This window comes from Variovorax sp. GW458-11-26-14-LB1, from assembly GCF_059423965.1.
In genome coordinates, this window is record NZ_JBWKYW010000019.1 from 18,245 (window position 1) to 44,596 (window position 26,352).

General features: G+C 68.0%; 23 protein-coding genes. 5 read left to right on the forward strand and 18 right to left on the reverse strand.

The window, feature by feature from the left end:
* Positions 1-163: 163 nt before the first annotated feature.
* Together AC07YS_RS14725 and AC07YS_RS14730 are read left to right on the forward strand one after the other, a co-directional pair.
* Positions 164-1,756: a phospholipase D family protein gene (locus tag AC07YS_RS14725; protein WP_095948312.1), complete on the forward strand. Its 1,593-nt coding sequence runs from the start codon at positions 164-166 to the stop codon at positions 1,754-1,756.
* Between the two features lie 271 nt (positions 1,757-2,027).
* On the forward strand, positions 2,028-4,196 hold the full coding sequence (locus AC07YS_RS14730) for a TonB-dependent receptor (protein WP_495269283.1): 2,169 nt from the start codon (positions 2,028-2,030) through the stop codon (positions 4,194-4,196).
* A 7-nt stretch (positions 4,197-4,203) separates the two neighbouring features.
* Here AC07YS_RS14730 and AC07YS_RS14735 read toward each other — a convergent pair whose 3' ends face one another.
* Genes AC07YS_RS14735 through AC07YS_RS14755 form a run of 5 tightly spaced genes read right to left on the reverse strand, consistent with a single transcriptional unit; the run spans position 4,204 to position 8,268 of the window.
* Positions 4,204-4,893: an amino acid ABC transporter permease gene (locus tag AC07YS_RS14735; protein WP_495269282.1), complete on the reverse strand. Its 690-nt coding sequence runs from the start codon at positions 4,891-4,893 to the stop codon at positions 4,204-4,206.
* Positions 4,893-5,630: an amino acid ABC transporter permease gene (locus AC07YS_RS14740; RefSeq protein ID WP_062471835.1), complete on the reverse strand. Its 738-nt coding sequence runs from the start codon at positions 5,628-5,630 to the stop codon at positions 4,893-4,895. Before AC07YS_RS14740 ends, AC07YS_RS14735 begins: the two co-directional genes overlap by 1 nt.
* Before the next feature lie 55 nt (positions 5,631-5,685).
* Positions 5,686-6,612 (reverse strand): transporter substrate-binding domain-containing protein, encoded by a 927-nt coding sequence (locus AC07YS_RS14745; RefSeq protein WP_495269281.1) that lies wholly within the window; start codon positions 6,610-6,612, stop codon positions 5,686-5,688.
* 22 nt (positions 6,613-6,634) lie between these two features.
* Entirely contained in the window at positions 6,635-7,807 is a 1,173-nt protein-coding gene (locus AC07YS_RS14750) for a trans-sulfuration enzyme family protein (protein WP_495269280.1), read from the reverse strand.
* Positions 7,808-7,815: 8 nt separating this feature from the next.
* A complete protein-coding gene (locus AC07YS_RS14755) occupies positions 7,816-8,268 on the reverse strand; it encodes a hypothetical protein (RefSeq protein WP_369631352.1) in 453 nt (150 codons plus the stop codon).
* A 97-nt stretch (positions 8,269-8,365) separates the two neighbouring features.
* Between AC07YS_RS14755 and AC07YS_RS14760 the strand changes: the two genes are divergently transcribed.
* On the forward strand, positions 8,366-9,301 hold the full coding sequence (locus tag AC07YS_RS14760; RefSeq protein ID WP_095743737.1) for a LysR substrate-binding domain-containing protein: 936 nt from the start codon (positions 8,366-8,368) through the stop codon (positions 9,299-9,301).
* Here the strand turns inward: AC07YS_RS14760 and AC07YS_RS14765 are convergent.
* Positions 9,282-11,504, reverse strand: a complete 2,223-nt coding sequence (locus tag AC07YS_RS14765; protein ID WP_495269279.1) for a copper-transporting P-type ATPase — start codon at positions 11,502-11,504, stop codon at positions 9,282-9,284. The two genes, AC07YS_RS14760 and AC07YS_RS14765, sit on opposite strands and share 20 nt — an antisense overlap.
* Positions 11,505-11,659: 155 nt before the next feature.
* Complete coding sequence (locus tag AC07YS_RS14770; protein WP_095743735.1) at positions 11,660-12,151, reverse strand: cupredoxin domain-containing protein; 492 nt, start codon at positions 12,149-12,151, stop codon at positions 11,660-11,662.
* A 377-nt stretch (positions 12,152-12,528) separates the two neighbouring features.
* On the opposite strand from AC07YS_RS14770, the gene AC07YS_RS14775 reads away from it, so the two are divergent.
* Complete coding sequence (locus AC07YS_RS14775) at positions 12,529-12,819, forward strand: co-chaperone GroES (protein ID WP_056572926.1); 291 nt, start codon at positions 12,529-12,531, stop codon at positions 12,817-12,819.
* Positions 12,820-12,875: 56 nt separating this feature from the next.
* Positions 12,876-14,531, forward strand: a complete 1,656-nt coding sequence (groL, locus tag AC07YS_RS14780) for a chaperonin GroEL (RefSeq protein ID WP_042579049.1) — start codon at positions 12,876-12,878, stop codon at positions 14,529-14,531.
* 72 nt (positions 14,532-14,603) lie between these two features.
* On the opposite strand, the gene xylB is transcribed toward groL, so the two are convergent.
* The 11 genes from xylB to AC07YS_RS14835 form a co-directional block, all read right to left on the reverse strand.
* Entirely contained in the window at positions 14,604-16,070 is a 1,467-nt protein-coding gene (xylB, locus tag AC07YS_RS14785) for a xylulokinase (RefSeq protein ID WP_495269278.1), read from the reverse strand.
* Between the two features lie 52 nt (positions 16,071-16,122).
* Positions 16,123-17,064, reverse strand: a complete 942-nt coding sequence (locus AC07YS_RS14790; protein ID WP_070059980.1) for an AraC family transcriptional regulator — start codon at positions 17,062-17,064, stop codon at positions 16,123-16,125.
* A gap of 15 nt (positions 17,065-17,079) precedes the next feature.
* Positions 17,080-18,048, reverse strand: coding sequence for a carbohydrate kinase family protein (locus AC07YS_RS14795; RefSeq protein WP_492732106.1), 969 nt, complete (start codon positions 18,046-18,048; stop codon positions 17,080-17,082).
* Positions 18,049-18,071: 23 nt separating this feature from the next.
* Positions 18,072-18,743 (reverse strand): transaldolase family protein, encoded by a 672-nt coding sequence (locus tag AC07YS_RS14800; protein ID WP_495269277.1) that lies wholly within the window; start codon positions 18,741-18,743, stop codon positions 18,072-18,074.
* A gap of 26 nt (positions 18,744-18,769) precedes the next feature.
* The gene (locus AC07YS_RS14805) at positions 18,770-19,558 is read right to left on the reverse strand and encodes an L-iditol 2-dehydrogenase (protein WP_095743731.1); all 789 of its coding nucleotides are present in this window, start codon (positions 19,556-19,558) and stop codon (positions 18,770-18,772) included.
* Positions 19,555-20,934 (reverse strand): D-arabinitol 4-dehydrogenase, encoded by a 1,380-nt coding sequence (dalD, locus tag AC07YS_RS14810; RefSeq protein ID WP_495269289.1) that lies wholly within the window; start codon positions 20,932-20,934, stop codon positions 19,555-19,557. Before dalD ends, AC07YS_RS14805 begins: the two co-directional genes overlap by 4 nt.
* A gap of 90 nt (positions 20,935-21,024) precedes the next feature.
* Positions 21,025-22,062 (reverse strand): ABC transporter ATP-binding protein, encoded by a 1,038-nt coding sequence (locus AC07YS_RS14815; RefSeq protein ID WP_495269276.1) that lies wholly within the window; start codon positions 22,060-22,062, stop codon positions 21,025-21,027.
* Between the two features lie 17 nt (positions 22,063-22,079).
* Entirely contained in the window at positions 22,080-22,904 is an 825-nt protein-coding gene (locus AC07YS_RS14820; protein ID WP_013539656.1) for a carbohydrate ABC transporter permease, read from the reverse strand.
* Positions 22,905-22,917: 13 nt separating this feature from the next.
* A complete protein-coding gene (locus tag AC07YS_RS14825) occupies positions 22,918-23,775 on the reverse strand; it encodes a carbohydrate ABC transporter permease (protein WP_070059984.1) in 858 nt (285 codons plus the stop codon).
* Between the two features lie 58 nt (positions 23,776-23,833).
* Positions 23,834-25,144 (reverse strand): ABC transporter substrate-binding protein, encoded by a 1,311-nt coding sequence (locus AC07YS_RS14830; RefSeq protein WP_495269275.1) that lies wholly within the window; start codon positions 25,142-25,144, stop codon positions 23,834-23,836.
* Between the two features lie 183 nt (positions 25,145-25,327).
* A complete protein-coding gene (locus AC07YS_RS14835) occupies positions 25,328-26,263 on the reverse strand; it encodes a LysR family transcriptional regulator (RefSeq protein WP_447741320.1) in 936 nt (311 codons plus the stop codon).
* Positions 26,264-26,352 lie beyond the last annotated feature (89 nt).

The window sequence follows — 26,352 nt, forward strand, 5'->3', positions numbered from 1 at the left end:
TCATTGAACACTATTGATAACAATTCGCATTCTATTGTCAAGAAAGTCGCGGTCCACGGGTTTTCCAGCACACGGGGGCGAAGCGTTGCAAAACCGCCGCGGTCGCCGTCGCGAGCCGGGCTACGATGCCGCCCGCACGCCCTTGCGTGCGCTGACAGGCCCCATGCTCAAGCTCCTCGCCTCGTTGTTTCCTGCGCTGCGCGGCCCGGCGCTGGTGCTGGTCGTGCTGGTGCTCACCGGCTGCGCCGGCCTGCCGCCGCGCCTGCCCGATGGGCCGCCCTCGATCGCCATTCCCGCCTCGGCCGCCACCCCGCTCGGCCACGCTGCCGCCAGCCTCGATTCGCCGCCCGACGGCCTGTCGAGCATGCGGCCGCTGATCGAGGCCTCGTTCGCGCTCGATGCGCGGCTGGAACTCATCCGCCGCGCGCGGGCCTCGCTCGACGTGCAGACCTACCAGCTCGGCAACGACAAGACCGGCCGCCTGCTGCTGCGCGAACTGCGCGACGCCGCCCGGCGCGGGGTGCGCGTGCGGCTGCTGCTCGACGACTTCTACACCGCCGGCATGGACCGCCTGCTGCTCGGGCTGGCCGCCGAGCCGAACGCGCAGGTGCGGCTGTTCAACCCCTTCGTGAACGCGCGCGATCACTCGTCGCTGCGCTGGCTGGAGTTCTTCGGCGATTTCCGGCGGCTCAACCACCGCATGCACAACAAGCTGTTCATCGCCGACGGCGCCATGGCCATCGCCGGCGGGCGCAACCTCGCGGACGAGTACTTCCTGCGCAGCGAGAGCGCCAACTTCATCGACTTCGAGCTGCTGCTGGCCGGCCCGGTGGTGCCGCAGTCGGCCGGGATCTTCGACACCTACTGGAACAGCGACGTGGTCTACCCGCTGCAGCGCATGGCCGGCACGACGCTCACGCCCGACGAGCTCAAGGCCGCCTTCGACGCCGCGACCTCGCCCGCCTTCGCGCCGCTGCCCGATCCGCTGGCCGCCACCGACCTGCTGGGCGACCTGCCGCTGGGCGCGCAGCTGGACAACATCGGCGAGACGCGCTGGATCCGCGCCGAGGCCGCCGCCACCGCCGACAGCCCGAACAAGGCCCTGGGCACGATGGCGCGCCCGCAGGAGTCGCTGGCACAGCGCTTCCACGAGATGCTGGGCGCCGCGAAGTCGAACGTGGTGGTGATCTCGCCCTACTTCATTCCCGGCGACGAGGGCATGGAGCGCATCCGCATGGGCCGCGACCACGGCCTGAGCATCACGGTGGTCACCAACTCGCTGGCCGACAGCGACGAGCCGCTGGTGAACATCAACTACAACCGCTACCGCGTCGACATGCTCAAGCTGGGCGTGAACCTGTACGAGGTGAGCACGCAGCAGCTCAAGCGCAGCGGCCAGTTCCGCAGCCTGCTCAAGAAGGCGCGCGGACGCCTGCACGCCAAGCTGGCGCTGGTCGACCGCCAGTGGGTGCTGCTGGGCTCGATGAACCTCGACCCGCGCTCGGCCCTGCTGAACACCGAGTTCGGCGTGCGCGTGCGCAGCTTCGAGCTCACGCAGGCGCTGCTCTTCGCCTACCAGCTGGACGACATGGAAGGCGTGTACCGCGTCGTGCTCAAGCCCGACGGCCAGAACGTGCAATGGATCGGCACCGGCGACGTGCACAACGAGGTGCTCGACAGCGAGCCCGACTCCAGCATGCTCACGCGCCTGCAGCTGCTGTTGTTCTCGTGGTTCGTGCCGACCGACCAGCTGTGAGCCGCGAGCGGGCGGCCCCGCGTCGCATCCTCGCCACAAATGCAAACGCCTCGCATTTAGCTCTTTAGAATTCAGCCCGCCGCGTCCAGCGGCCGTCATGGCGTCCCGCCACGGAGCGTCTTCCGTCCGCGCTGCGCCATTGCCTCACCCAGACATTTCCAGTTCAAGGCAGGGCACGACAACGCCCTTCGTCTCTCGCGACGAAGGGCGTTGTCGCGTACGGCTGCGCCTGCGCGGCGCCGCCCTCCAAGAACAAGCACAACCGGACAACATGAAGCCCTCCTCCCGCACCGCCACCCCCTCGCGCCCGCTGTGGCCCCTTTCGCTGCTGGCCGGCGCCGCCCTCGCGTCGCTGTCGGGCGTCGCGCTGGCACAGACTGCCGCCACGACGCTGAAGGAAGTCACCGTCAGCGCCGAGGACGACAAGGGCTACGCCCCCGCCGCCGCCAGCACCGCCACCAAGGGCAGCGCGCCGCTGCGCGACGTGCCGCAGGCCGTCAACGTGCTGCCCGAACAGCTGTTGCGCGACCAGGGCGCCGTGTCGATGCAGGACGCCCTGCGCAACGTGCCGGGCGTGAGCTTCAACCATGGCGACGGCCAGCGCGACCAGGTCGTGATCCGCGGCTTCAGCGGCATCTCCGACTGGTTCGTGGACGGCGTGCGCGACGACGCGCTGTACTTCCGCGACCTGTCGGACACCGAGCGCATCGAGGTGCTCAAGGGCCCGGCCGCCGTGCTCTACGGCCGCGGCTCCTCGGGCGGCCTGATCAACCGCGTGACCAAGAAGCCCGTGTTCGAGCGCCGCTTCGGCGAGGTCTCGCTGGGTCTGGGCAGCCACCACTACACGCGCAGCACGATCGACCTGAACACGCCCATCGGCGAGAACATGGCCTTCCGCCTGAACGTGGCGGGCGAGCAGTCGGACAGCTACCGCGACCAGCAGTTCACCGACCGCCACAACATCGCGCCCTCACTGGCGATCAAGTTCAGCCCGCAGACCGACCTGCTGCTGCAGTACACCAACCTGCGCGACCAGCGCCTCACCGACTTCGGCATTCCGGCGCTCAACGGCCGCCCGGTCGACGTGCCCATCGGCGCCTACTACGGCTCGGCGCACGGCAAGCGCGACGACACCGTGACCAGCAAGGTGCAGACCTTCACCGCCACGCTGAACCACCGCTTCAGCGACGCGCTGAGCCTGCGCAACACCACGCGCTATTCGAGCTACCACCTGGACCGCAACAACACGCTGCCCAGCGGCACCACCGACCCGGTGCGCCTGACGGTGGGCCGCACGCGCGGCATCGTCGACCGCGACGAGAGCGGCTGGTTCAACCAGACCGACCTGACCTGGCGCAACGACCTGGGCGGTTTCAAGCAGGAATGGCTGGTCGGCGCCGAGTTCGGCGTGCAGCGCAAGCGCCTGTTCAGCGTGTCTTCCGCTACAGGAGCGCAGCGCGTGAACCTGTTCAGCCCGGTGGCGGACCCGCTGCCGATCCCGCTGGCCACCTACCTCGCCGACGGCGCGATCCCGAGCAACAGCGAGTTCAAGACCGCGGCCGTGTACGTCCAGGACCAGATCACGCTGGCGCCGCACTGGAAGGCGCTGATCGGCGGGCGCTACGACGTGTTCAAGCAGGACACCAGTTTCGAGCGCAAGCTCGCGCCGCTGGAACGCACCGACCGCAAGTTCAGCCCGCGCGCCGGCGTGGTGTGGCAGCCCGACACGGTGCAGTCGTACTACGTGTCGTACAGCCGCTCGTTCCAGCCCTCGGGCGAGAACTTCGCGCTGTCCACCGGCAACATCGACAACGCGCCCGAGATCACCGTCAACAAGGAAATCGGCGCCAAGTTCGACCTGCTCGACGGCGGCCTGAACCTCACGACCGCGCTGTTCAACCTGGAGCGCTCGGGCATCAAGAACACCGACCCGAACAACCCGCGCCGCCAGATCAACGTCGGCACGCAGCGCACCAACGGCCTGGAGCTCGCGCTCAACGGCCGCCTGCCGGGCCGCTGGGACGTGAGCGCGGGCTATGCCTACCTCGACGCGAAGATGACCAAGTCGCTCGCCACCGTCAGTTCGCTGCAGCTGCCCGTGGGCGCCGCGATCCCGGTGCAGGGCAAGACCGCCGCGCTCACGCCGCGCCACTCGGCCTTCGTGTGGGCCATGAAGGACCTCGGCCACGGCTTCAGCGCCGGCGGCGGCCTGAACTACGTCAGCGCGCGTTATGCCTCGCTGAGCAACCTCGTCACGCTGCCCTCGTACCTGACCGCCGACCTCGCGGCCAACTACAAGACCGAGCGCTACGAGATCGCGCTGAACCTGAAGAACATCGCGAACCGCAAGTACTACGTGTCGGCCCACGGCAGCGTGGACAACCTGATCCTGCCGGGACCGGGGCGCGAGGTGCAGCTGACCTTGCGCGCCAAGTTCTGAGAAAGCCTCAGGTCGCCGCCGCCGTGCGGCGCCGCTGCAGCCATGTGACCCACCAGGCGCCCGCCGTGCACAGCACCAGGTAGACGACGGCGACCAGGATGTAGACCTCGACCACGCGCCCGTCGCGTTGTCCCACCTTGCTGGCGGCGCCGAGAAAGTCGTTCAGGCTGATCACGTAGACCAGCGAGGTGTCCTTGAGCAGCGCGATGGTCTGGTTGATGAGCGAGGGCGTCATGTTGCGAAACGCCTGCGGCAGGATCACGTGCCGCAGGGCCTGCCCCGGCGACATCCCCAGCGACTGCGCCGCCTGCATCTGGCCGGCGCGCACGCTGCCGATGCCGGCGCGGATGATCTCGCAGTAGTACGCGGACTCCGCGAGCACGAAGGCCACGAGCGCGGCGTAGATCGGCCCGACGCCGAGGTTCGGGTCGCCGGTCACGGCGCGCAGCACCACCGGCATCAGGAAGTAGATCCACAGGATCGTGAGGATCAGCGGGATCGAGCGGAACAGGTTCACGTACCCCGCCACGAGCGCCGCCACCGGCCGCGGCGCGAAGCTCCGCGTGATCGCCAGCAAGGTTCCCAGGCCGATGCCCGCGGCCATGGAGGCCGCCACCAGCAGGGCGGTCATCTGCAGGCCCTGCAGCAGGTAGGGCCAGGCGCGCTGCAGGGCGACCCAATCGAAGTCGTAGCCCATCACGCAGCGCCCAGCAGCCCGGGCACGCGCACCCGATGTTCGATGCGGCGCATCAGCACGATCACGCCGTAGGTGATCGCCATGTAGATGAGCGTCGCCACGATGAAGGCCTCGAAGGGATGGGCGCTGAACTCGCTGAGCTGGCGCGTCTGCCCGGTGAGCTCCATGAGTCCGATCGTCAGCGCGACGGCCGAGTTCTTGAACACGTTCAGGAAGTCCGAGGTCAGCGGCGGGATGACGATGCGCAGGGCCTGCGGCAGGATCACGTAGCGGTAGGCCGCCACGGTTCCCAGGCCCATCGCCATGGCCGCCTGCTTCTGGCTGCGCGGCACCGACTCGATGCCCGCACGCACCTGCTCGGCCGCCTTCGCTGCCGTGTAGAGCGTGAGGCCCACCAGCACGGTGAGGAACTGGTTCGCGGTCGGGTTCATCTGCTTGATCGCATGGCCCCAGGCGGTCGGCAACAGCTCGGGCACCACGAAGTACCAGAGAAACAGCTGCACCAGCAGCGGCGTGTTGCGAAAGCAGTGGATGTACACCGCCGACAGCGTGCGCGCCGTCCGGTGGGGCAGCGTGCGGGCCACGCCGGCGATCAGGCCCAGGCCCAATGCCAGCGTCCAGGCCAGCAGCGACAGCGCGACCGTCCACAGCAACCCGCGCACGAGCATCAGGCCGTACAGGCCCTCCCCCGTGACCGAGGGTTTGAAGAAGATCAACCAATCCCAGGTGTAGTGCATCGCGAAAGGTGCCGGCAGGCGGTTCGGTTCGTGAAGGGGTGGCCGCGCCCGTGCCTTACAGCGGCTGGTCGCTCGGATGGCGCACGAGTTCCTGCATGTCGGGCGACATCGGGAAGTTGACCGTCACGCTGCCCTTCACCGCGATGGGCTTGAGGAAGTACTTCTCGTACAACGCGGTGAACTCGCCCGATCGCATCATCCCGGTGATCACGCCGTCCACGAGTTTCTTGAACGCCGCATCGCCCTTGCGCAGCATGCAGCCATAGGCTTCCTTCTGCTGCGGCACGCCGACCACCTCCCAGTCCGCCGGGTTCCTGGCGCGGGCGATGTTGCTGAAGAGAATGATGTCGTCCTGCGTCGCCGCCACCGCGCGCCCCGTCTCCACGGTCAGGAAGTTCTCGTTGATGTCCTTGGCCAGGATGATCTGGATGCCCCACTTGTTCTTCTCGTTGAGCTGCCGCAGCATGCGCTCCGCCGTGGTGCCCGCGCTGACCACGACGTTCTTGCCCACGAGGTCGGCCCAGTGCTTGATGCCGGAGTTCTTGCGCACCAGCAGGCGGGCGCCCACGACGAAGAAGGTCGTCGAGAACGACACCTGGTTCTGCCGCTCGGCGTTGTTGGTGGTCGAGCTGCACTCCAGGTCGACGGTCTGGTTGGCCACCAGCGGAATGCGCGTCTGCGGCGTGACTTCCAGGGTCTTGACCTCCAGCCGGGCGAGCTGCAGGTCCTTCTTCACCTGGGCGACCACGCGCTGCGAAATTTCCCAGGCGAAGCCGGCCTGCTTGTTGTGGTCGTCCAGGTAGTTGAACGGGATCGAGGCGCCGCGCGTGGCCACGGTGATCGCCCCGGTGTCCTTGATCTTCTTGAGCGTGCCGTCCAGCGGCGATGCGGTCTGCGCGGCAACGCTTGCGCACAGCGCGAGGCCGGCCATGGCGAGGAAGGAACGGGTCAACGCGGCGTGAAGGGTCGGCTTGAGGGTCATCGCAGGCTCCAGGTGTCGGGGATCAGAGGTCGAAACGCGTGGCGCAGGCGTCCAGCGCGCCCAGCAGCTCGTCGTGCAGGGCCTGGGGGTCGTCCAGGCCGATCGACAGACGGATGACCGGCCCTTCGACGTCGCAGAAATTGCGCCTGGCGAGTTCTTCCGCCGGATAGAAGGCCGCGATGCTGCGCACGCCGCCCCAGCTGGCGCCGATGGCAAAGCGCTTCAGGCCTGCGAACAGCGCCCGGTAGGCGTCGTAGGGGCAGTCCACGAGCTGCAGCGACATCACGCAGCCGGGCTGCGCGAAATCGCGCGCCCACAGTGCATGGTCCGGCGCGTCGGGCAGCGCCGGAAAGAGCATGCGGCGCACGAGGCGGTGCGCGGCGAGTTGCCCAGCAATCAGGCGCGCGCTGGCGGCCTGGCGCTCCATGCGCACCTGCATCGTGTCCAGGCCCCGGGCCACCAGGAAGCAGTCCTCCGGGCTCACGGCCAACCCCATCAGCGACTGCAGGCCGCGCAAGGACCGGTACAGGCCTTCGTCCTGGGTGGTGACGCTGCCCATCAGCACGTCGGAATGGCCGCCCATGTACTTGGTGCATGCGTGAATGCACAGGTCGACGCCGTGCGCCAGCGCGGCAAAGCCCAGCGGGCTGGCCCAGGTGTTGTCGATGGCGGTCAGCACGCCACGGGCGCGCGCCACGGCGGTGATCGCCGGCACGTCCTCCACCTCCATCGTCACCGTGCCGGGCGACTCCAGCCAGATGAGCCGCGTGTTCGGGCGCACGAGGCGTTCGATGCCCGCGCCGATGCGCGGCGCATAGAACTCGACCTCGATGCCCAGTGCCTGCAGCCGTTCGACGGCAAAGGACTTGGCCAGGCCGTAGGCGGCATCGGTCATCAAGAGGTGGTCGCCCTTCTGGAGCAGCGCGAGCAGCACGCCGCAGATGGCCGCCTGTCCGGAAGGAAAGACGATGCCGTGCGCGGCGCCGTCCAGCTCGGCGATGCGCGCCTCGAGGGCGCGCTGCGTCGGCGTGCCCGTCGTGCCGTAGCTGAAGCCGTCCGGCAGGCGGGTGCGGCGATGCACGAAATCGTCGAGCGAATCGAAGACGACCGTGGAGGCGCGCCACACCGGCGGCGCGAGGCTGGCGAAGGCGGCGTCCCCAGGGGACGTGCCGGGATGGGAAATGGATGGGTTCACGATGAAAGTCAGTTCGCGGGGGCCGACTCGATGAGCTGCAGCGCATGCTTCATCTGCTCGACGGCCATGGTTTCGAGATCGGTGTAGACCTTCATCTCCACGCCCAGGCGGGTGAAGGTTTCGCGGGCGGTGGCGATCCGGGCCGGGTCCTGCGTCTTCGGGTTGGCCAGCGCCGCCTCGAGGCGCTTGTACTCGCTGGTGAGCAAGGCCGGCTGCTCGCCGAGGGCACGCAGGCCGGCGTTGGTCATCGAACGGATGCGCAGCAGCATCTTCACGTCCGACTGCTCCATCTCGCCCTGCGCCCGCTCCAGCGCCAGCTTGGCGGCCACCGCCTGCGGGCTGTCGGGCTTGCGGGTGGCCGCGAGCGTCTGGAACCTGGCGACGTCGCTGGAAAAGTCGTGCGCCCATGCGGGCATCGCACACGCCAGGACCGTCACTGCAAGCGCTGTTCGAAGGTTCATCTCGCGTCTTTCGGGAAGTGGCTGAAGACACCAACTCTAGGACGCTGGAGATAATCCGGATCGCGCCCGAAGTTCTTTCTCCATAAGCGGTTGTTATATGTTGCTCCGAGAGATCGAGGTGTTCCGTTCCGTGATGTCCGTGGGCTCCGCGAGCAAGGCGGCGGCGTTGCTGGGCGTGACGCAGCCGGCCATCAGCCAGTCGCTGCGCAGGCTGGAGGAAGCCGCGGGCTTTCCCCTGTTCCGCCGGCTGCGCGGCCGCCTGCACCCCACGCCCGAAGCACAGGCATTGCTGGTCGAGGTCGAGCGCGTCTTCGTGGGCTTGAGCAGCATCGAGCACCGCATGCGCAGCCTCAAGCGCTTCGGCGTCAACACGCTGCGCATGGCGGTGTATCCGGCCTTCGGCCTGAGCTTCGTGCCGCGGGTGCTGTCGCGGCTGGTGGCCGAGCGCGGCGACGCCGACGCCCGCCCGCAGATTTCGCTGCAGGTGCTCAGTTCGCGGGAGGTGCACGAGGCCGTGCTGGGGCGCCAGGTCGACTTCGGGCTGATGGCCGACGAGATGCCGACGACCGGTCTGGAGCACTCCGAATTCGCGCGCTTTCCGGGCGTGGTGGTGATGCATGCCAAGCACCGGCTGGCCCGCGCCAGGACCATCCAGCCGCATCAACTCGCCGAAGAGCCCTTCCTCGCGCTCAACCCGGAAGATGCGTCCCGGCGCCGCCTGGAGCGGGCCCTGGCGGACTGCAACGTCGCGTTGAGCGTGCTGGTCGAGACCCCTTACGCGGCCAGCGTGTGCGAGATGGCCCTGAGCGGCATGGGCATCGGCGTCGTCAATCCGGTCACCGCGCTGGAGTACGCGCAACGCGGCCTGGCCGTGCGCCCGCTGTCGCTGGAGGTGTCCTTCGCTGGCATGCTGGTGCTGCCGCCGGGACAGCCGCTGTCCGGCCTGGCGGTGCGCGTGCTCCAGCTCATGCGCATCCAGCTGGCCGAAGACCAGAAGGCCCTGGCGGGCCTTCTCAAGCCTCGCGCCAGGTAGCGCCGCGCAGGCGCAAGGCATTGGTGATCACCGACGCCGAGCTCAGGCTCATCGCCAGCGCCGCGATCATCGGCGACAGCAGCCAGCCCGTGAACGGGAACAGCACGCCCGCGGCCAGCGGCACGCCCAGCGCGTTGTAGAGGAAGGCGAAGCCCAGGTTCTGCTTCATGCTGGCGATGGTCTGCTCGGAGATCACGCGCGCCTGCGCGATGCCGCGCAGGTCGCCCTTGACCAGCGTCACCTGGGCGCTGTTCATCGCGACATCGGTGCCGGTGCCCATCGCCACGCCGACGTCGGCCTTGGCGAGCGCGGGCGCGTCGTTGATGCCGTCGCCGGCCATCGCGACGATGCGGCCCTCGCGCTGCAGCCTGTCGACCAGCGCGAGCTTGTCGGCGGGCTTGACTTCGCCGTGCACCTCGTCGATGCCCAGCTTCGCGGCGACGGCGCGGGCGGTGGTCAGCCCGTCGCCCGTGGCCATGATGACGCGCAGGCCCGAAGCCTTGAGCGCGGCCAGCGCCTCCAGCGTGGTGGGCTTGATCGGGTCCGACACCGCGAGCAGGCCGGCCGCCTGGCCGTCCACCGCCAGGAACATGACGCTCGCGCCCTCGGCCCGCAGGGCCTCGGCCTGCGGCTTGAGCGCGTCGACCCGCACGCGCAGCTGTTCCATGAGCGCCGTGTTGCCCAGCGCCAGCTTCCGGCCGGCCACGGCGCCGCTCACGCCGATGCCGCTGCTCGATTCGAAACCCTCGGGCGTGTCCAGCGCCAGCTGGCGCTCGCGCGCCGCCCGCACGATGGCGTCGGCCAACGGGTGCTCGCTGCCCTGGTCCAGGCTGGCCGCAAGGCGCAGCACCTCGTCCGCGGTGAAGCCCGGTGCAGGCACCGCGCGCTCGAACTGCGGCCGGCCTTCCGTCAGGGTGCCGGTCTTGTCGACGATGAGCGCATCGACCTTGCGGAAGTTCTCGATCGCCGCGGCATCGCGGAACAGCACGCCCTGCGTGGCCGCCTTGCCCGTGGCCACCATGATCGACATCGGCGTCGCGAGGCCGAGCGCACAGGGGCAGGCAATGATGAGCACCGCCACGGCATTGATGAGGCCGTAGACCCAGCTGGGCTGCGGCCCGAAGAACCCCCAGGCGAAGAAGGTCAGCACCGCGATGGCGATCACCGTCATCACGAAGTAGCCGGCGACCTGGTCTGCCATCCGCTGCATCGGCGCGCGCGAGCGCTGGGCTTGCGCGACCATCTGCACGATGCTTGCGAGCACGGTCTGCGAGCCGACCTTTTCCGACTGCATGACCAGCGCGCCGTTGGTGTTCAGCGTCGCACCGATGAGCTTGTCGCCCACGCGCTTGGTCACGGGCAGCGGTTCGCCGGTGAGCATCGACTCGTCGACCGCGCTGCCGCCTTCGATCACCACGCCGTCCACCGGCACCTTCTCTCCGGGGCGCACGCGCAGCTTGTCGCCGACATGCACATGGCCGATGGGCACGTCTTCCTCGGTGCCGTCGGCGCCGATCCGGCGCGCCGTCTTGGGCGCGAGCCCCAGCAGCGACTTGATGGCCGCGGAGGTCTGCGAGCGCGCCTTGAGCTCGAGGATCTGGCCCAGCAGGGTGAGCGAAATGATCACCGCCGCCGCTTCGAAGTAGACCGACACGCGCCCCATCGACACGAACGACGCGGGGAACACGCCGGGCGTCACCGTGGCCACGACGCTGTAGACAAAGGCGGCGGCCGTGCCCAGGCCGATCAGGGTCCACATGTTCGGGCTGCGGTTCGCCACCGACTGCACCGCGCGCACAAAGAACGGCCACCCGGCCCACAGCACGATCGGCACGCTGAGCACGAGCTCGATCCAGCTTTGCGTGCCCATCTCGAACCACTGCAGGCGGTGGCCGGCCATGGCGAGCACGGTGACGACAACGCTGAGCGGCAGCGTCCAGAAGAAGCGCCGCTTGAAGTCTTTCAGCTCGGGATCTTCGCCCTCGTCGAGGGTCGGCATCTCGGGCTCCAGCGTCATGCCGCACTTGGGGCAGTTTCCCGGGTGGTCCTGCCGGATCTCCGGGTGCATGGGGCAGGTGTAGACCGTGCCTTGCGCGGCGGGCTGCGCGGGGTCCGCGGGCGCATGCCCGTGCGATGCGTGGTGATCGTGGTGGCCGTGATGACCGTGGTGGTGTCCTGCGTGCCTGGTGGACGTGTCGTTCATTCGCGTTCTCCGACAGGAAAGGGGGAAGCCCTTGAGGGGGAAGCGATCAGTGTCCAGGTTGACACGATGTGAAGGTCAAGCCCTGTCGCGCGATACCCTTGAAGAAAAAGCGCCGGCATGGCGACCGGCGCGTGAAAGACGCGTGCGCAGGACGCTCACTTGCCGGCCTTGCCCACCAGCACCGCGCCCTTCATTCCGGCGTCGTAGTGGCCCGGCTGCAGGCAGCCGAAGTCGACCTTGCCGGCCTGGGTGAACTGCCAGACGATCTCGCCGGTCTTGCCCGCGGCCAGCGTGACCATGTTCGGATCGGCGTGCTCCATCTCGGGGTTCTTCTTCATGGCCTCGTAGTGCGCCAGCAGCGCTTTCTCGGTCCCGAGCACGAGCTCGTGCTTCAGGACGCCGGAGTTCTTGACGACGAAGCGCACCGTCTCGCCCTGCTTGACCTTGATGTCCGCCGGCGTGAAGCGCATCGAGTCCGTCATGTCGACCTGGACCGTGCGCGTCACCTTGGCGGCCACGCCAGGCTTGCCGACGGCGGCCTCGGCATCGTGGCCGTGGCCACCGGCATGGGTGCCCGAGGCAAAGGCGCCGGCAGCGGCCAGTGCGGCTCCTGCGGCGAAAACGGTGTTGCGGAAGGTGTGTGTCATGGTGTCCTTGGAGGTTGCCGGGATGCCGCGACTCTAGGAAGCCAAGCCCGTCCACCACCGATCACCCGGATTACAAAAAGGCAATCTGCGCGTTCTACCTCTGTGCGTCGTCGACATGGGAATCTCCTTATTTTGCCCGGACAAAATATCCCAAGACGTCCCGCCCGGTGGCACCCGACCACCCGGTGTTTCCCCTGAAAAGCCCGGCGGTGCCAAACGGCGGCAAGGGCGCCGCCCTTGAAAGGTCATCGAATGCCCTTATGATTAGCACTCGCTGCTGACGAGTGCTAACAGCCCTCCCATCCAGTCGACAGGTCGCCGGTTTCTCCGGCGCCCGACCACAAACAAACCCGTTTCTTACCCTTCCAGGAGATGCAATGAAACTTCGTCCTTTGGCCGATCGCGTGATCGTCAAGCGTGTTGACAGCGAAACCAAGACCGCCTCCGGCATCGTCATCCCCGACGCAGCCGCCGAAAAGCCCGATCAGGGTGAAGTCCTGGCCGTGGGCCCGGGCAAGCGCAACGACAAGGGCGAACTGGCCGCACTGACCGTCAAGGTCGGCGACCGCGTCCTGTTCGGCAAGTACAGCGGCCAGACCGTCAAGGTCGATGGCGACGAACTGCTCGTGATGAAGGAAGACGACCTGTTCGCAGTCGTCGAGAAGTAATTCTTCTCCTCCCTTTCGATCCCATCCCAATTCAATCCATTCGGAGTTAATTCATCATGGCAGCAAAAGACGTAGTCTTCGGCGGCGAAGCCCGCGCACGCATGGTCGAGGGTGTCAACATCCTGGCCAACGCAGTCAAAGTGACCCTGGGCCCCAAGGGCCGCAACGTGGTGCTCGAGCGTTCGTTCGGCGCCCCCACCGTGACCAAGGACGGTGTGTCCGTGGCCAAGGAAATCGAACTCAAGGACAAGCTGCAGAACATGGGCGCCCAGCTCGTGAAGGAAGTGGCCTCCAAGACCAGCGACAACGCTGGTGACGGCACCACGACCGCCACGGTCCTGGCCCAAGCCATCGTTCGCGAAGGTTTCAAGCTGGTGGCTGCCGGCATGAACCCGATGGACCTGAAGCGCGGCATCGACAAGGCTGTCACGGCCCTGGTCGCCGAGCTGAAGAAGGCTTCCAAGCCCACCACCACCTCCAAGGAAATCGCGCAAGTCGGCTCCATCTCGGCCAACAGCGACGAAACCATCGGCAAGCTCATCGCTGACGCGATGGACAAGGTCGGCAAGGAAGGCGTGATCACCGTGGAAGACGGCAAGTCGCTGGACAGCGAACTCGACGTCGTCGAAGGCATGCAGTTCGACCGCGGCTACCTGTCGCCCTACTTCATCAACAACCCCGAGAAGCAATCGGCGCTGCTCGACAACCCCTTCGTGCTGCTGTTCGACAAGAAGATCAGCAACATCCGTGACCTGCTGCCGGTGCTGGAGCAAGTCGCCAAGGCTGGCCGTCCGCTGCTGATCATTGCCGAAGAAGTCGAAGGCGAAGCCCTGGCTACCTTGGTCGTGAACACGATCCGCGGCATCCTGAAGGTCGTGGCTGTGAAGGCTCCTGGCTTCGGCGACCGCCGCAAGGCCATGCTGGAAGACATCGCCATCCTGACGGGTGGCAAGGTCATCGCTGAAGAAGTGGGCCTGACGCTCGAAAAGGTGACGCTGGCCGACCTGGGTCAAGCCAAGCGCATCGAAGTGGGCAAGGAAAACACGATCATCATCGACGGCGCTGGCGCTGCTGGTGACATCGAAGCCCGCGTGAAGCAAGTCCGCGTCCAGATCGAAGAAGCGACCAGCGACTACGACCGTGAAAAGCTGCAAGAGCGCGTGGCCAAGCTGGCCGGCGGCGTGGCAGTGATCAAGGTTGGCGCTGCCACCGAAGTCGAAATGAAGGAAAAGAAGGCTCGCGTCGAAGACGCCCTGCACGCCACCCGCGCTGCAGTGGAAGAAGGCGTTGTGGCTGGCGGCGGCGTGGCACTGCTGCGTGCCAAGCAAGCCGTGGGCGAGTCGGTCAAGGGCGACAACGCTGATCAAGAAGCCGGCATCAAGCTGGTGCTGAAGGCCATCGAAGCGCCCCTGCGCGAAATCGTGAACAACGCCGGCGGCGAAGCCTCGGTGGTGGTGAACGCTGTGCTGGCCGGCAAGGGCAACTACGGCTTCAACGCTGCGAACGACACGTACGGCGACATGCTCGAGCTGGGCATCCTGGACCCGACGAAGGTCACCCGCACCGCACTGCAGAACGCCGCTTCGGTGTCCTCGCTGCTGCTGACGACCGAAGCCATGGTTGCTGACGCACCCAAGGACGAGTCCGGCGCCGGCGGCGGTGGCATGCCCGACATGGGCGGAATGGGCGGCATGGGCGGCATGGGCATGTAATTGCCCGGCTGAGCTCTGCTCACCAACGAAAAAAGGGCCGCGAAAGCGGCCCTTTTTCTTTGTGCGGAAGGTTCAGCGGAACTGGTCGCGCAGCGCCATGTAGAGCTCCTGGAACCGCGCGTGCCGCGTCTTGTGTGCGCCAGCGCCTTCGGATGAAGGCGTCAGCGTCTGCTTCACCGGCGGCAGCGTGCACACCTCGGCGACCTCGCCCCCATCGGTCAGCCATGCCAGGCGCGCCGCACCGAGCGCACCGCCCGTCTCGCTGCCCGCATACAGCGTCAGCGGCACCTGGAAGATGTCGGCCAGCAACTGCCCCCACCAGACACTGCGCGCACCGCCCCCCACCAGCGCGACTTCGCGCAGCGGCATGTCGGCCGGCAGGCGCAGCGTGTCGAAGCCATCGCGCAGGCCAAAGCTCACGCCCTCGACCACGGCGTAGGCAATCTCCGCGGGGCCGTGCGCATGCGTCAGGCCGAACAGCACCCCTTGCGCATTCGGGTTGTTGTGCGGCGAGCGTTCGCCCGACAGGTACGGCAGGAACAGCGGGCAACGCCCCCGGTCCGCCAGCGCGACCGAGGCCGCGGCTTCGAGCAACGCCGCCTCGTCCGCGAACTTGAAGGTCTTCGCCGCCCAGCTCACCGCACTGGCGGCCGAGAGCATCACCGACATCTGGTGCCAGCGCCTGGGCAGCGCGTGGCAGAAGGCGTGCATCGCCTGCGCGGGGTTCGGCAGGAAGCGGTCGGTCGAGACGAACACCACGCCCGAGGTGCCGAGCGAGACGAAGCCCTGCCCCGGCTCCACGAGCCCCATGCCGACCGCGCTGGCGGCGTTGTCGCCCGCGCCGCCGGCGATCTTCACGCCCTCGCGCAGCCCCCAGCGCGCCGCCAGTTCCGGCTTGAGCAGCGCCGAGACTTCACTGCCTTCCACGAGCCGCGGCATGTGATCGCGCGTGAGCCCCGTGGCGGCGAGCAGTTCGTCGGACCAGTCGCGCGCGCCCACGTCGAGCCAGAGCGTGCCGGCCGCGTCGGACATCTCGCTGACCGCCTCGCCGCTGAGCATGAAGCGCAGCCAGTCCTTGGGTAGCAGCACGCGCGCCACGCGGACGAAGACCTCGGGCTCGTGCTCGCGCACCCACAGCAGCTTGGGCGCGGTGAAGCCGGGCATCGCGAGGTTGCCGGCGATCTCGCTCAGGCGCGGCACGGCGCGCGTGAGCGCCTCGCACTGCGCACCGCTGCGGCCGTCGTTCCAGAGGATGGCCGGGCGCAGCACCTCGCCTTCCGCGTCGAGCAGCGTGGCGCCGTGCATCTGGCCCGACAGGCCGATGGCGCGCACCTGCGCCAGCGCCTCGGCGTGCGTGGTGCGCAGCTCGGCCATGACCGCCTCGAGCGCCTGCCACCACTGGGCGGGCGCCTGCTCGGACCACAGCGGGTGCGGCCGGTCGACCGTGAGCGGCGCGCGTGCCACGCCGACGATGCGGTGATCGTCCGCGAGCAGCAATGCCTTGAGCTCGGACGTGCCGAGGTCGAGTCCCAGATACAAGATGGTCTCCCTGATGGCGCCTTCGGAGCGGGCGCGTTCGCCTTGAAAGAAGTCAGCCGAAGCGCGTGTCGGCCTGGCGCCTGAACTCGCTGGGCGTCATGCCCTTGATTTCGAGAAAGCGCCGGTTGAAGTTCGCCACGTTGTTGAAGCCCACCTGGTAGCAGATGTCGGTCACGTAGTGGTCGGTCTGCATCAGCAGGTGGCAGGCGCTGTTGATGCGCACGCGGTTCACGAAGTCGGTGAAGCTGTTGCCGGTCGAGCGGCGGAAGAAGCGGCTGAAGCGGCTCTCGCTCATGCCCAGCTCGGCGGCGACGTCCGACATCGAGATCGAGTCGGTCATGTTGTTGGTGATGCGGTTCACGATGTCGTTGATCTGGTCGACCTGCGCATCGCCGTCGCTGCCCTGCACGCCCTGCATCTGCACGCTCGACAGCAGTCGGTAGTCGGTGCACTGCGCCAGGTCGGCCATGAACTCGCAGAACAGGCCCAGGCGGCGCACGCCGCGCGCGGCCTTGATGGCGTCCCAGTGCGCCAGCGCCTGTTCCGACATGCCGAAGAACTCGATGCCGTGGCGCGCGCGGTCGAGCAGCGGCATCACGTCGCGCAGCTCGGGAATCTCGGCGGCCGCGCGCTCGATGGGCTCGTGGCGGAACTGGATCACGCGGTCGCGCCCGGCGGCGCCTTCCTCGGGCACATCGAGCGAGATCCAGTTGTGCGGCAGGCGCGGCCCGCACAGCACGAGATGCCCGGGCTGGAACGGCCCGATCCAGTCGCCGATGAAGGCCTTGCCCGAGGTCTCGGTGATCAGGTGCAGCTCGTAGTCTTCATGGAAGTGCCATCGCACCAGCGGGCTCGGAAAGCCGTGCGCGAGGCAGCGCACCAGGCCGGTTTCTTCCGGGGCCTCGTAGCCCAGCGACGGGGAGCGCGCGAAGTCGCGCTCCAGCTCGGGTTGGCGTTGACGAGGGATCGCGCGTTTGCGGGTGGTCGTGGTCATGGCGGCACGGATCGATCAGGGCCGGGAAGCGACGGCCTCGTTGTCTTCCTGCGAAAGCGCCGTGCGAACGGCTTCCAGCGTCGGTGGATCGGCGCCCTCGCGGGTGCAGTTCAGGGCCGCGGCGGTGGCGGCAAAGCGCATCACGGCGCGCCAGGCGTCGTCGCCAAGCTCGGCCAGTTGCGCGGGGTGCTCGACGCCGTGCGCCAGCAGCGCCACGGACAGCCCGGCGGTGAAGGTGTCGCCCGCGCCGATGGTGTCGACCACCTCGACGCGCGGCGCGGCCACGGTGAGCGGCGCGCTGCCGGTGCGCCACAGCGTGGCACCGGCACCGCCGCGCGTGACGACCACGGCGCGCGCGCCGGCCGTGAGGCATTCGGCCGCGAGCACATCCACGGGCCGCCCGGGGGCGAGCAGCGCGGCGTCTTCGTCGCTGAGCTTGACCAGGTCGGCCATGGCGAACCACTCGGTGACGCGGGCGCGGTAGGCGGCCATGTCCGGGATCAGGCTGGGCCGCACGTTGGGATCGAACACGATCACGCAGCGCCCCGTGTGGGCGGCCACGAGGTCGGCGATGCGCGACGACGCCGGCTCCTGCAGCAGCGAGATCGAGCCGAAGTGCAGGAAGCGGCATTCCGCGGGCAGCTGCGGCAGCGGCTCGGGCGCCCAGGTGGCGTCGGCGCTGCCGCGTGTGTAGAAGGCGTAGCGGTTGGTCTGCGGCGTGCGCTCGACAAAGGCCAGCGTCGACGGCGCGTCGCTGCGCAGGATGAGCCGGGTGTCGACGCCGTTGCGTTCGAGAAAGGCCATCAGCCGCTCGCCGAACAGGTCGGTCGACAGCTGCGTGAGAAAGCCGGTCGGCTGCCCGAGCCGCGCACAGGCCACGGCCGTGTTCAGCGGCGAGCCGCCTTCGTGGCCAAGGAACGCCAGGGTGCCACCTTCGCCGGCGGTGAAATCGATCAGGGCCTCGCCCGTGAGTGCAATGCGCATGGTGCTTGGATTTTCTTCTTCTGTCAGGGCAAGGCGCGGGCGTCGGCCAGGAAACCCGCTTCGGCAGCCAGGGTGGCGGGATGGTCGAGCAGCTCGGCAAAGAGGCGCGGCGGAATGGTGATGGCGCCCACGCCCAGCCCGAGCAGCGACAGGTAGGCCGCGCGCGAACGGATGCTCGCCACCAGCAGCCGCGTGCGGGACGAAGGCCGTTGCGCCACCAGCGACTGCATCTGCGCGATGAGCGCCAGCCCGTCGACGCCGGCGTCTTCGAGCCGGCCGAGGTACGGCGCCGCATAGGCCGCGCCCAGCTGCGCGGCGAAGTGCGCCTGCTCGGGCGCGTACACGGCGGTCCACGTCACAGGCACGCCCTGGGCGATGAGCCGCGCACCCGCGTCCAGGCCCTGGCGCGTGGCGGGAATCTTGATGACGAGCTGGCCGGGGTCGAACTGCGGCAGCAGGACGGCGGCGTCTTCCAGCATGCCGTCGACCTCGCTCGAATACACCTGGGCCTGCACCTGGCGCGCACCCAGGTCGATGCAACGTTTCAGCAGACCGGGCACATCGGAGCGCCCGACGCCGGCGCGTTGCAGCAGCGTCGGGTTGGTCGTCACGCCGTGCACCACCGGGTGCGGCAGGCAGGCCTGCAGCTCGGCCAGGTCGGCGCTGTCGAGGTACAGGTGGAAGTCGTCGTTCATGCAGAAATGCGGAAGGAAGGTAGGGTTCAGCTCATGACATTGCCACCGTCGACATTGAGGGTCTGCGCCGTGATGTAGCGCGCCTCGTCGCTGGCAAGAAACACCGCCGCCCCGGCAATGTCGCCCGGCACGCCCATGCGCCCGAGCGGCACCGCGAGGCCGACACGCCGCTTCTTCTCGCCCGGCGCCAGCCCCTCGGCCTTGGCGAACAGGCTGTCGACATGGTCCCACATCGGCGTGTCGACCACACCGGGGGCGATGCCGTTGACGCGGATGCCGTGCGGCGCCATGGCCAGCGCGGCGCTCTGCGTGTAGCTGATGACGGCCGCCTTGGTCGCGCAGTAGTGCGACACCAGCGCCTCGCCGCGGCGTCCGGCCTGCGAGGCCATGTTGATGACCGACGCGCCCGGCGTGCCGGCCTCGACCATGTGGCGCAGCACGGCCTGCATCACGAAGAACATGCCCTTCACGTTGACGGCGAAGAGTTTGTCGAACGAGGCCTCGTCGCTATCGAGCAGCGGCGCGAGGTCGAATACGGCGGCGTTGTTGAACAGCGTGTGGACGGGGCCGAAGGCGACCTGCGCCTCGGCCAGCATGTGCGCGATGGCCTGCGTGTCGGTCACGTCGGCCGCGATGTAGGCGAGCGTGTCGGGGTGGGCTTGCTGCAGCGCGCGCACGGCCTCGGGCGCGGCGGTCGCGCGGTCGATCACGCTGCAGCGCGCGCCCTCGGCGATGCAGGCCTCGGCCACGGCCAGGCCGATGCCGCCGCCCGCGCCGGTCAGCAGCACATGGCGGTCCTGCAGGCGGCCGCTCATGGCGCGGCCTTCTCTTCGGTGAAGCGCGCCACGCGCGCACCGGCACGGCGCACCGCATCGACCAGCCGCGCATCCCCTGCGAGGCTGCCCCACAGCCCGACATCGGCGCACAGCGCCGCCACCGGATCGACCGCGTCGCAGATGGCGTGCGCGGCGGCGTCGTCCATGCTCTGGTCCTGGTAGGCATAGGGCAGCGTGCCCCGGCGCCAGCGCTGCAGGAACGCGAGGAACAGCGCGGGCAGCATCGCCACGCTGTCGATGCCCTGCCCCGCCGCCAGCCGCTCGCGCACGGTCGGCGCGATGAAGCCCGGGATCTTCGAGAAGCCGTCGGCCGCCACGCGCTGGTTGGTGTCGCGGATCGCGGGGTTGCCGAAGCGGTCGAGCACCACGTCGCGGTAGGCCGCGAGGTCGATCGGGCTCGGGCTCAGGCACGGAATGACGTCGTCGGTCACGTAGTCGAAGGCCATGCGGCGGATGGCCGCGTCGTGCGTGCCTTCGTGGATGAAGCCCAGCCCCGCCAGCGTGCCGGCCCAGGCGATGCAGCTGTGCGTGGCGTTGAGGATGCGAATCTTGGCCTCTTCATACGGTTGCACCGATTCGACGAGTTCGACGCCCACGCGCCCCCAGTCGGGCCGGCCGGCGATGAAGTCGTCTTCGATCACCCACTGGATGAAGCTCTCGCCCGTGACCGCCGCGCCGTCGTCGCGGCCCGTGGCGGCGCGCACGCGCGCGCGCAGCTCGGGCGGCGGGCGCGGCGTGATGCGGTCGACCATCGCGTTCGGGCAGCGGGTGTTGGCATCAACCCAGGCCTGCAGCGGCGCGTCGCCGACGAGTGCGATGAACTCGAGCAGACCCGCGCGAAAGCGGTCACCGTTGTGGCGCAGGTTGTCGCAGTTCAGCAGCGTCACGGGGCCCGCCTGCGCGGCATGCCGTGCCCGCAGGATCGCGCAGACCGCGCCGTAGATCGTCTCGCCGGCCTCACCGCGCCGTGCGCGTTCGATGTCGGCCGCGAGGTCGGTGAACGACAGGTCGAGCTTGCCCTTGGTGTCGAGGTAGTAGCCGGCCTCGGTCACGGTGAAGGAGACGATGCGCGTGGACGGCGCGGCGCCGCGCGCGATCACCGGGGCCAGCGAGGGCTCGTACGGCAGCACCTCGCGGATGGCTTCGATCTGCTCGTAGCGGTACTCGCCGGCCGGCGACACCGTCTCGAGCGTGTAGCGCCCGCCCTGGGCTTGCAGCGCCGCGACGACCTCGGCCATGTCGGGCCGGATGTTGGCGCCCGACAGCGACCAGCGGGTGTCGCCCGCATCGATCAGCCGCTGCAGGTAGACGGCCTGGTGGGCGCGGTGGAACGAGCCGAGGCCGAGGTGAAGCACCGTGAATTCCGAGGGTGCCGGTGGGGTGGGCACGAGGCCCGCTGCTGCGAGGGTCACGGGGAAGGTCCGTTGAAAGTGAGGGTCGTCGGATCAGGCGGCGACAGCGCGGCCTTCGCGGCTGAACAGGTGCAGCACGGACGGGTCGAGCTCGACCGCCACGTCGTCGCCGGCCTGCAGCGGCGTGCGTTCGTTCTGGCGCGCGATGAGCGGCACGCCGCCCACGTCCACGTGGATCAGCGTGTCGGCGCCCAGCGCCTCGATGAGCTCGACGCGGCCCGGCACGCCGGCGGCCACGCCCTGCTTCGGATGCACGCGCAGGCCTTCGGGGCGCACGCCCAGGAAGCCGTCGCTGGGCAGGCGCCCACCGGTGGCGGCGGAAAAACTCGGGATGGCGCTCGCCGCCACCATGTTCATCGACGGCATGCCGATGAACTGTGCGACGAATTGGTTGGCGGGGCGGTCGTACAGCTCCAGCGGCGTGCCGACCTGTTCGATGAGCCCGTCTTTCAGCACCACCACGCGGTCGGCCAGCGTCATGGCCTCGACCTGGTCGTGCGTGACGTAGATGGTGGTGGCGCCGAGCGCGCGGTGCAGCTTGTGGATCTCGACGCGCGTGTTGCCGCGCAGAGCCGCATCGAGGTTCGACAGCGGCTCGTCGAAGAGGAACACCTTGGGCGCACGCACGATCGCGCGCCCGATGGCCACGCGCTGGCGCTGGCCGCCCGACAGATCCTTCGGCGTGCGGTCCAGGTACTGCGTGAGGTTCAGCGTCTTGGCCGCGTACTCGACCTTGGTCTTGATCTCGTCCTTGGCCACGCCCGCGAGCTTCAGCGCGAAGGACATGTTGTCGTACACGCTCATGTGCGGGTACAGCGCGTAGCTCTGGAACACCATCGCCAGGTCGCGCTTGCCCGAAGGCGTCCAGGTGATGTCCTTGCTGTCGAGCAGCAGGTTGCCGCTGGTGATGGGTTCGAGCCCCGCGATCAGGCGCAGCAACGTCGACTTGCCGCAGCCCGAAGGCCCGACGAAGACGATGAACTCGCCCTTCTGGATCTGCAGGTCGACGCCCTTGATGATGTGGACGTCGCCAAAGCTCTTCTTGATGTTCTTGAGTTCGAGGTAGGCCATGAGATGTCTCCCTTTCTTTACTTGACGGCGCCGAAGGTCAGGCCTTGCACCAGTTGCTTCTGGCTGAACCAGCCGAACACGACGATGGGCGCGATGGCCATCAGCGAGGCGGCCGACAACTTGGCCCAGAACAGACCCTCGGGGCTGGAGTACGAGGCGATGAGCGTGGCCAGCGTGCCGGCCTTGGCGGAGGTTAGGTTCAGGGCCCAGAAGGCCTCGTTCCAGCTCAGCACCAGGCACAGCAAGCCGGTCGATGCGAGCCCGCCGACCGACAGCGGCATCACGACATGGCGGAACTCGGTCCACAGGCTCGCGCCGTCCATGCGCGCGGCTTCGAGGATCTCGTTCGGAATGTCCTTGTAGGCGCTGTAGAGCATCCACACCATGATCGGCAGGTTCGACAGCGTGAACACGATGGTGAGCGCGGTGAGCGAGTCCAGCATGCCGGCGGTCTGCGCGAGCACGTAGATCGGCACCAGCGCACCGACGGCCGGCATCATCTTGGTGGAGAGCATCCACATGAGGATGTCGCGCGTCTTCTTCGTGCGAAAGAACGCCATCGAGTACGCGGCGGGTGCCGCGATCAGGAGGCCCAGGATCGTCGAGCCCAGGCTGGTGATCAGCGAGTTGCGCGCGTACAGCAGGTAGTCGCTGCGGCGCTGCACTTCGCCGAAGTTGTCGAGCGTGGGCTCGAAGATGAACAGCGGCGGCACGTGGATCGCCTGCAGCTCCGTCTTGAAGGCCGTGAGGAACAGCCAGCCGAGCGGGAAGAACAGAAGCAGTGCCACGGCCCACGCACCGACGGTGCGCAGCAGCTGGGGAAGGAAGTTGCTGGGTTGCATGGTCGTTCCTTCTTCAGTCGAGGTTCTTGCCGATGATGCGGATGAGGAACACGGCCACGATGTTGGCCAGCACCACCGCGAACAACGCACCGGCCGACGCCACGCCCACGTCGAAGTTCATGAGCGACTGCTTGAAGATCATGTAGGTCATGTTCGTGCTCTCGTTGCCCGGGCCGCCATTGGTGGTGATGGCGATCTCGGCGAACACGCTGAGCAGGAAGATCATCTCGATCATGATCACCACGGCCATCGGGCGGCCCAGGTGCGGAATGGTGAGATAGAAGAAGCGCTGGAACGAACTCGCGCCGTCCATGCGCGCCGCTTCCATCTGCTCGCGGTCGAGCGACTGCAGCGAGGTGATGAAGATCAGGCAGGCGAAGGGCAGCCACTGCCACGCCACCATGATGATCACGGAGAACAGCGGCACGTCGGTGAGCCAGTCGACCGGCTGCGCGCCGAAGAAGCGCCACACGTCGGCCAGGATGCCGTAGATGGGGTTCATCATCATGTGCTTCCACAGCAGCGCATTCACTGCGGGCATGACGAAGAAGGGCGAGATCAGCAGCACGCGCACGATGCCGCGGCCCGGGAAGGGCTCGTTCACCAGGAGCGCGAGCAGCACGCCGAACACCACCGTGATGACGATCACGCTGCCGATGAGCAGCAGCGTGTTCCACGTGGCCGGCCAGAAGTCGGGGTCGGTGACGAAGTAGTGAAAGTTCTCGATGCCCGCGAACGTGCGTTCGCCGGGCTGCATGAGGTTGTAGTTCACGAACGAGAAGTACAACGTCATCAGCAGCGGCACGATCATCCACAGGAAGAGCGTGAGCACGGCGGGCGCCATGAGGGCGCGGGGCAGGAGTCTTTTCATGGTCTGTTCCTCTCAGGCTGCGGCCCTCTCCCCGCGGGGAGAGGGGAAGAAGCGTGGCTTACTTGTAGTAGCCGGCCTTCTTCATTTCGCGTTCCGCAGCGAGCTGCGAAGTCTTCAGCGCCTGGTCGACAGTGACCTTGCCCGACAGTGCCGCGCTCATCTGCTGGCCCACCGCCACGCCGATGGCCTGGAACTCGGGAATGGCCGCGTACTGCACGCCGACGTACGGCGACTTGGGCAAGGTGCTGTCGCTGAGGTTGGCGCTGTCGATGGCCTTCTTCTCGGCGGCGGCGAAATTGGCGACCTTCTGGAACTCGGGGTTCGCGTAGGTCGACTTGCGCGTGCCGGTGGGCACCGTGCCCCAGCCGTGCTCCTTGGCCACGAGGTTGACGTACTCCTTGGAGGTCGCCCACTTCACGAAGGTCTGCGCGGCGGCGCCCTTGGTCGAGCTGGCGGGAATGGCCAGGTTCCAGGTCCACAGCCAGTTCGCGCCCTTGGGCGTCACGGCCACCGGGGCCTGCGCGAAGGCCACCTTGTCGGCCACCTTCGACTGCTTGGGGTCGCTGATGAACGAGGCCGCGATGGTCGCGTCGACCCACATGCCGCACTTGCCTTCGTTGAAGAGCGCCAGGTTCTCGTTGAAGCTGTTGGCCGAAGCGCCCGGCGGGCCGTAGGCCTTCATGAGGTCGACGTAGAAGCCGATCGCGTCCTTCCAGGGCTTGGTGTCGATCTGCGGCTTCCACTGCATGTCGAACCACTGGCCGCCGTTCGTGTTGACCAGCGTGGTCAGGAAGGCCATGTTGTCGCCCCAGCCCGGCTTGCCGCGCAGGCACATGCCGTACAGGCCGCCCTTGGGGTCATGGATCTTGCCGGCCAGCTCCTTCACCTGCGCCCAGGTGGGCTGCTCGGGCATCTTGAAGCCGACCTTGTCGGCCAGGTCCTTGCGGTACATGAGCATCGAGCTCTCGCCGTAGAAGGGCGCCGCGTAGAGCTTGCCTTCGTGCGACAGGCCGGCGCGAATGGCGGGCAGCAGGTCATCGGCGTCGTAGGCGGCATCGGTGGCGATGGGTTGCAGCCAACCCTTCTTCGACCAGATCGGCGCTTCGTACAGGCCGATGGTCATCACGTCGAACTGGCCGCCCTTGGTGGCGATGTCGGTGGTCACGCGCTGGCGCAGCGTGCCTTCCTCGAGCGTGACCCACTTGAGCTTGATGTCGGGGTTCGCCTTTTCGAAGAAGGGCGTGAGCTTCTGCATCTCGATCATGTGGCCGTTGTTGACGGTCGCGATCACGAGTTCGGTGGCGGCGTGGGACACAAGGCCCGTGCCGATGAGTGCGAGGGCGAGGCCCGCTTTCAGAAAGCGCTTCATGGTGTCTCCTTGGGTGAGCGACGCCTCGGTATCGTGGTCGCCGTGCCCGGATTCTGGAGAAACGCGCTTGCGATTTTGGTATTTCGAGCGGCCCAACCAGTACTCTCTTGCACCAGTTGGCTAGTGAAATCCCTAGTTAACGCAATTCAGGATGGAAAACTGTCCGACTGAAGTTCTCGCCCGTCACGCGTGCCCGCCCAGCAGCTGGCGTCGGAACTGCGCCGCCGCCGGTGACAGCGCGCGGTCCTCGCGGGTGATGAGGCAGATCGGCGGCACGCGCACCGGCAGCTCGACCGGCACGGTGCGCAGCACGCCCAGCCGACCGTAATGGTTGGCCTGCGAGGCCGGCATGACGGCGGCCATGTCGGAGTTCTCCAGCAGCGCCGTGATCGCGATGGGCGATGCCGTTTCGATGATGTCGAGCCGCGCCTGGATGCCCGCCTCGCGCATCGCCGCCTCGAAGCGCCCGCGCTGCGGCGAGCCCGGCGGCTGCAGCACCCACGACCAGGTCGCCATCTCGGCCAGCGTGACCGTGGCCGCGCGCTCGAACACCGGGTGCGCCGCGCGCACCACGACCACCTGCGACTCGCCCAGCAGCGGCACGCTCGCGTACTTGGCCTCGTCGTGGCCGTCGGTGAGGCGGCCCAGCACGAGGTCGACGTCGCCCTGCTCCAGCTGCGCCTGCATCAGGTCGCTGGTCTCGACCACCACCGACACGGCCACCTGCGGATGACGCAGGTGGTAGGCGACCAGCGCCGGTGCCAGCAGCTCGGGCACCGCGCCCGGCACGCTGCCCACGCGCAGCGCGCCGCTCAGGCCGGAACGCAGCGCGAGCATTTCCTCGCGCGCGGTGCCGAAGTCGCTGAGCACGCGGTGGGCGTAGCGGATCAGGATCTCGCCGTAGGGCGTGGGCGCCATGCCGCGCGCCAGGCGCTCGAAGAGCTGTTCGCCCAGCGACTCCTCCAGCTGCTGCAGCAGCTTGGTGGCGGCGGGCTGGCTGATGTTCATGGCCTCGGCCGCGCGGCCGAGGTGGCGGTGCGCATCGAGCCGGGCCAGCAGGAGCAGCTGGCGCGGCCTCACATGCAGCATCAGCGAAGCGTCGGTGAGGCCGGGTTTCATGCACAAAAGTATATGGAGCTTCGGCCTTTTTCGATTGGATCGCGCGACCGAAGCTCCGTAGGCTCGGGCCCACAACAAGCAGGAGACGA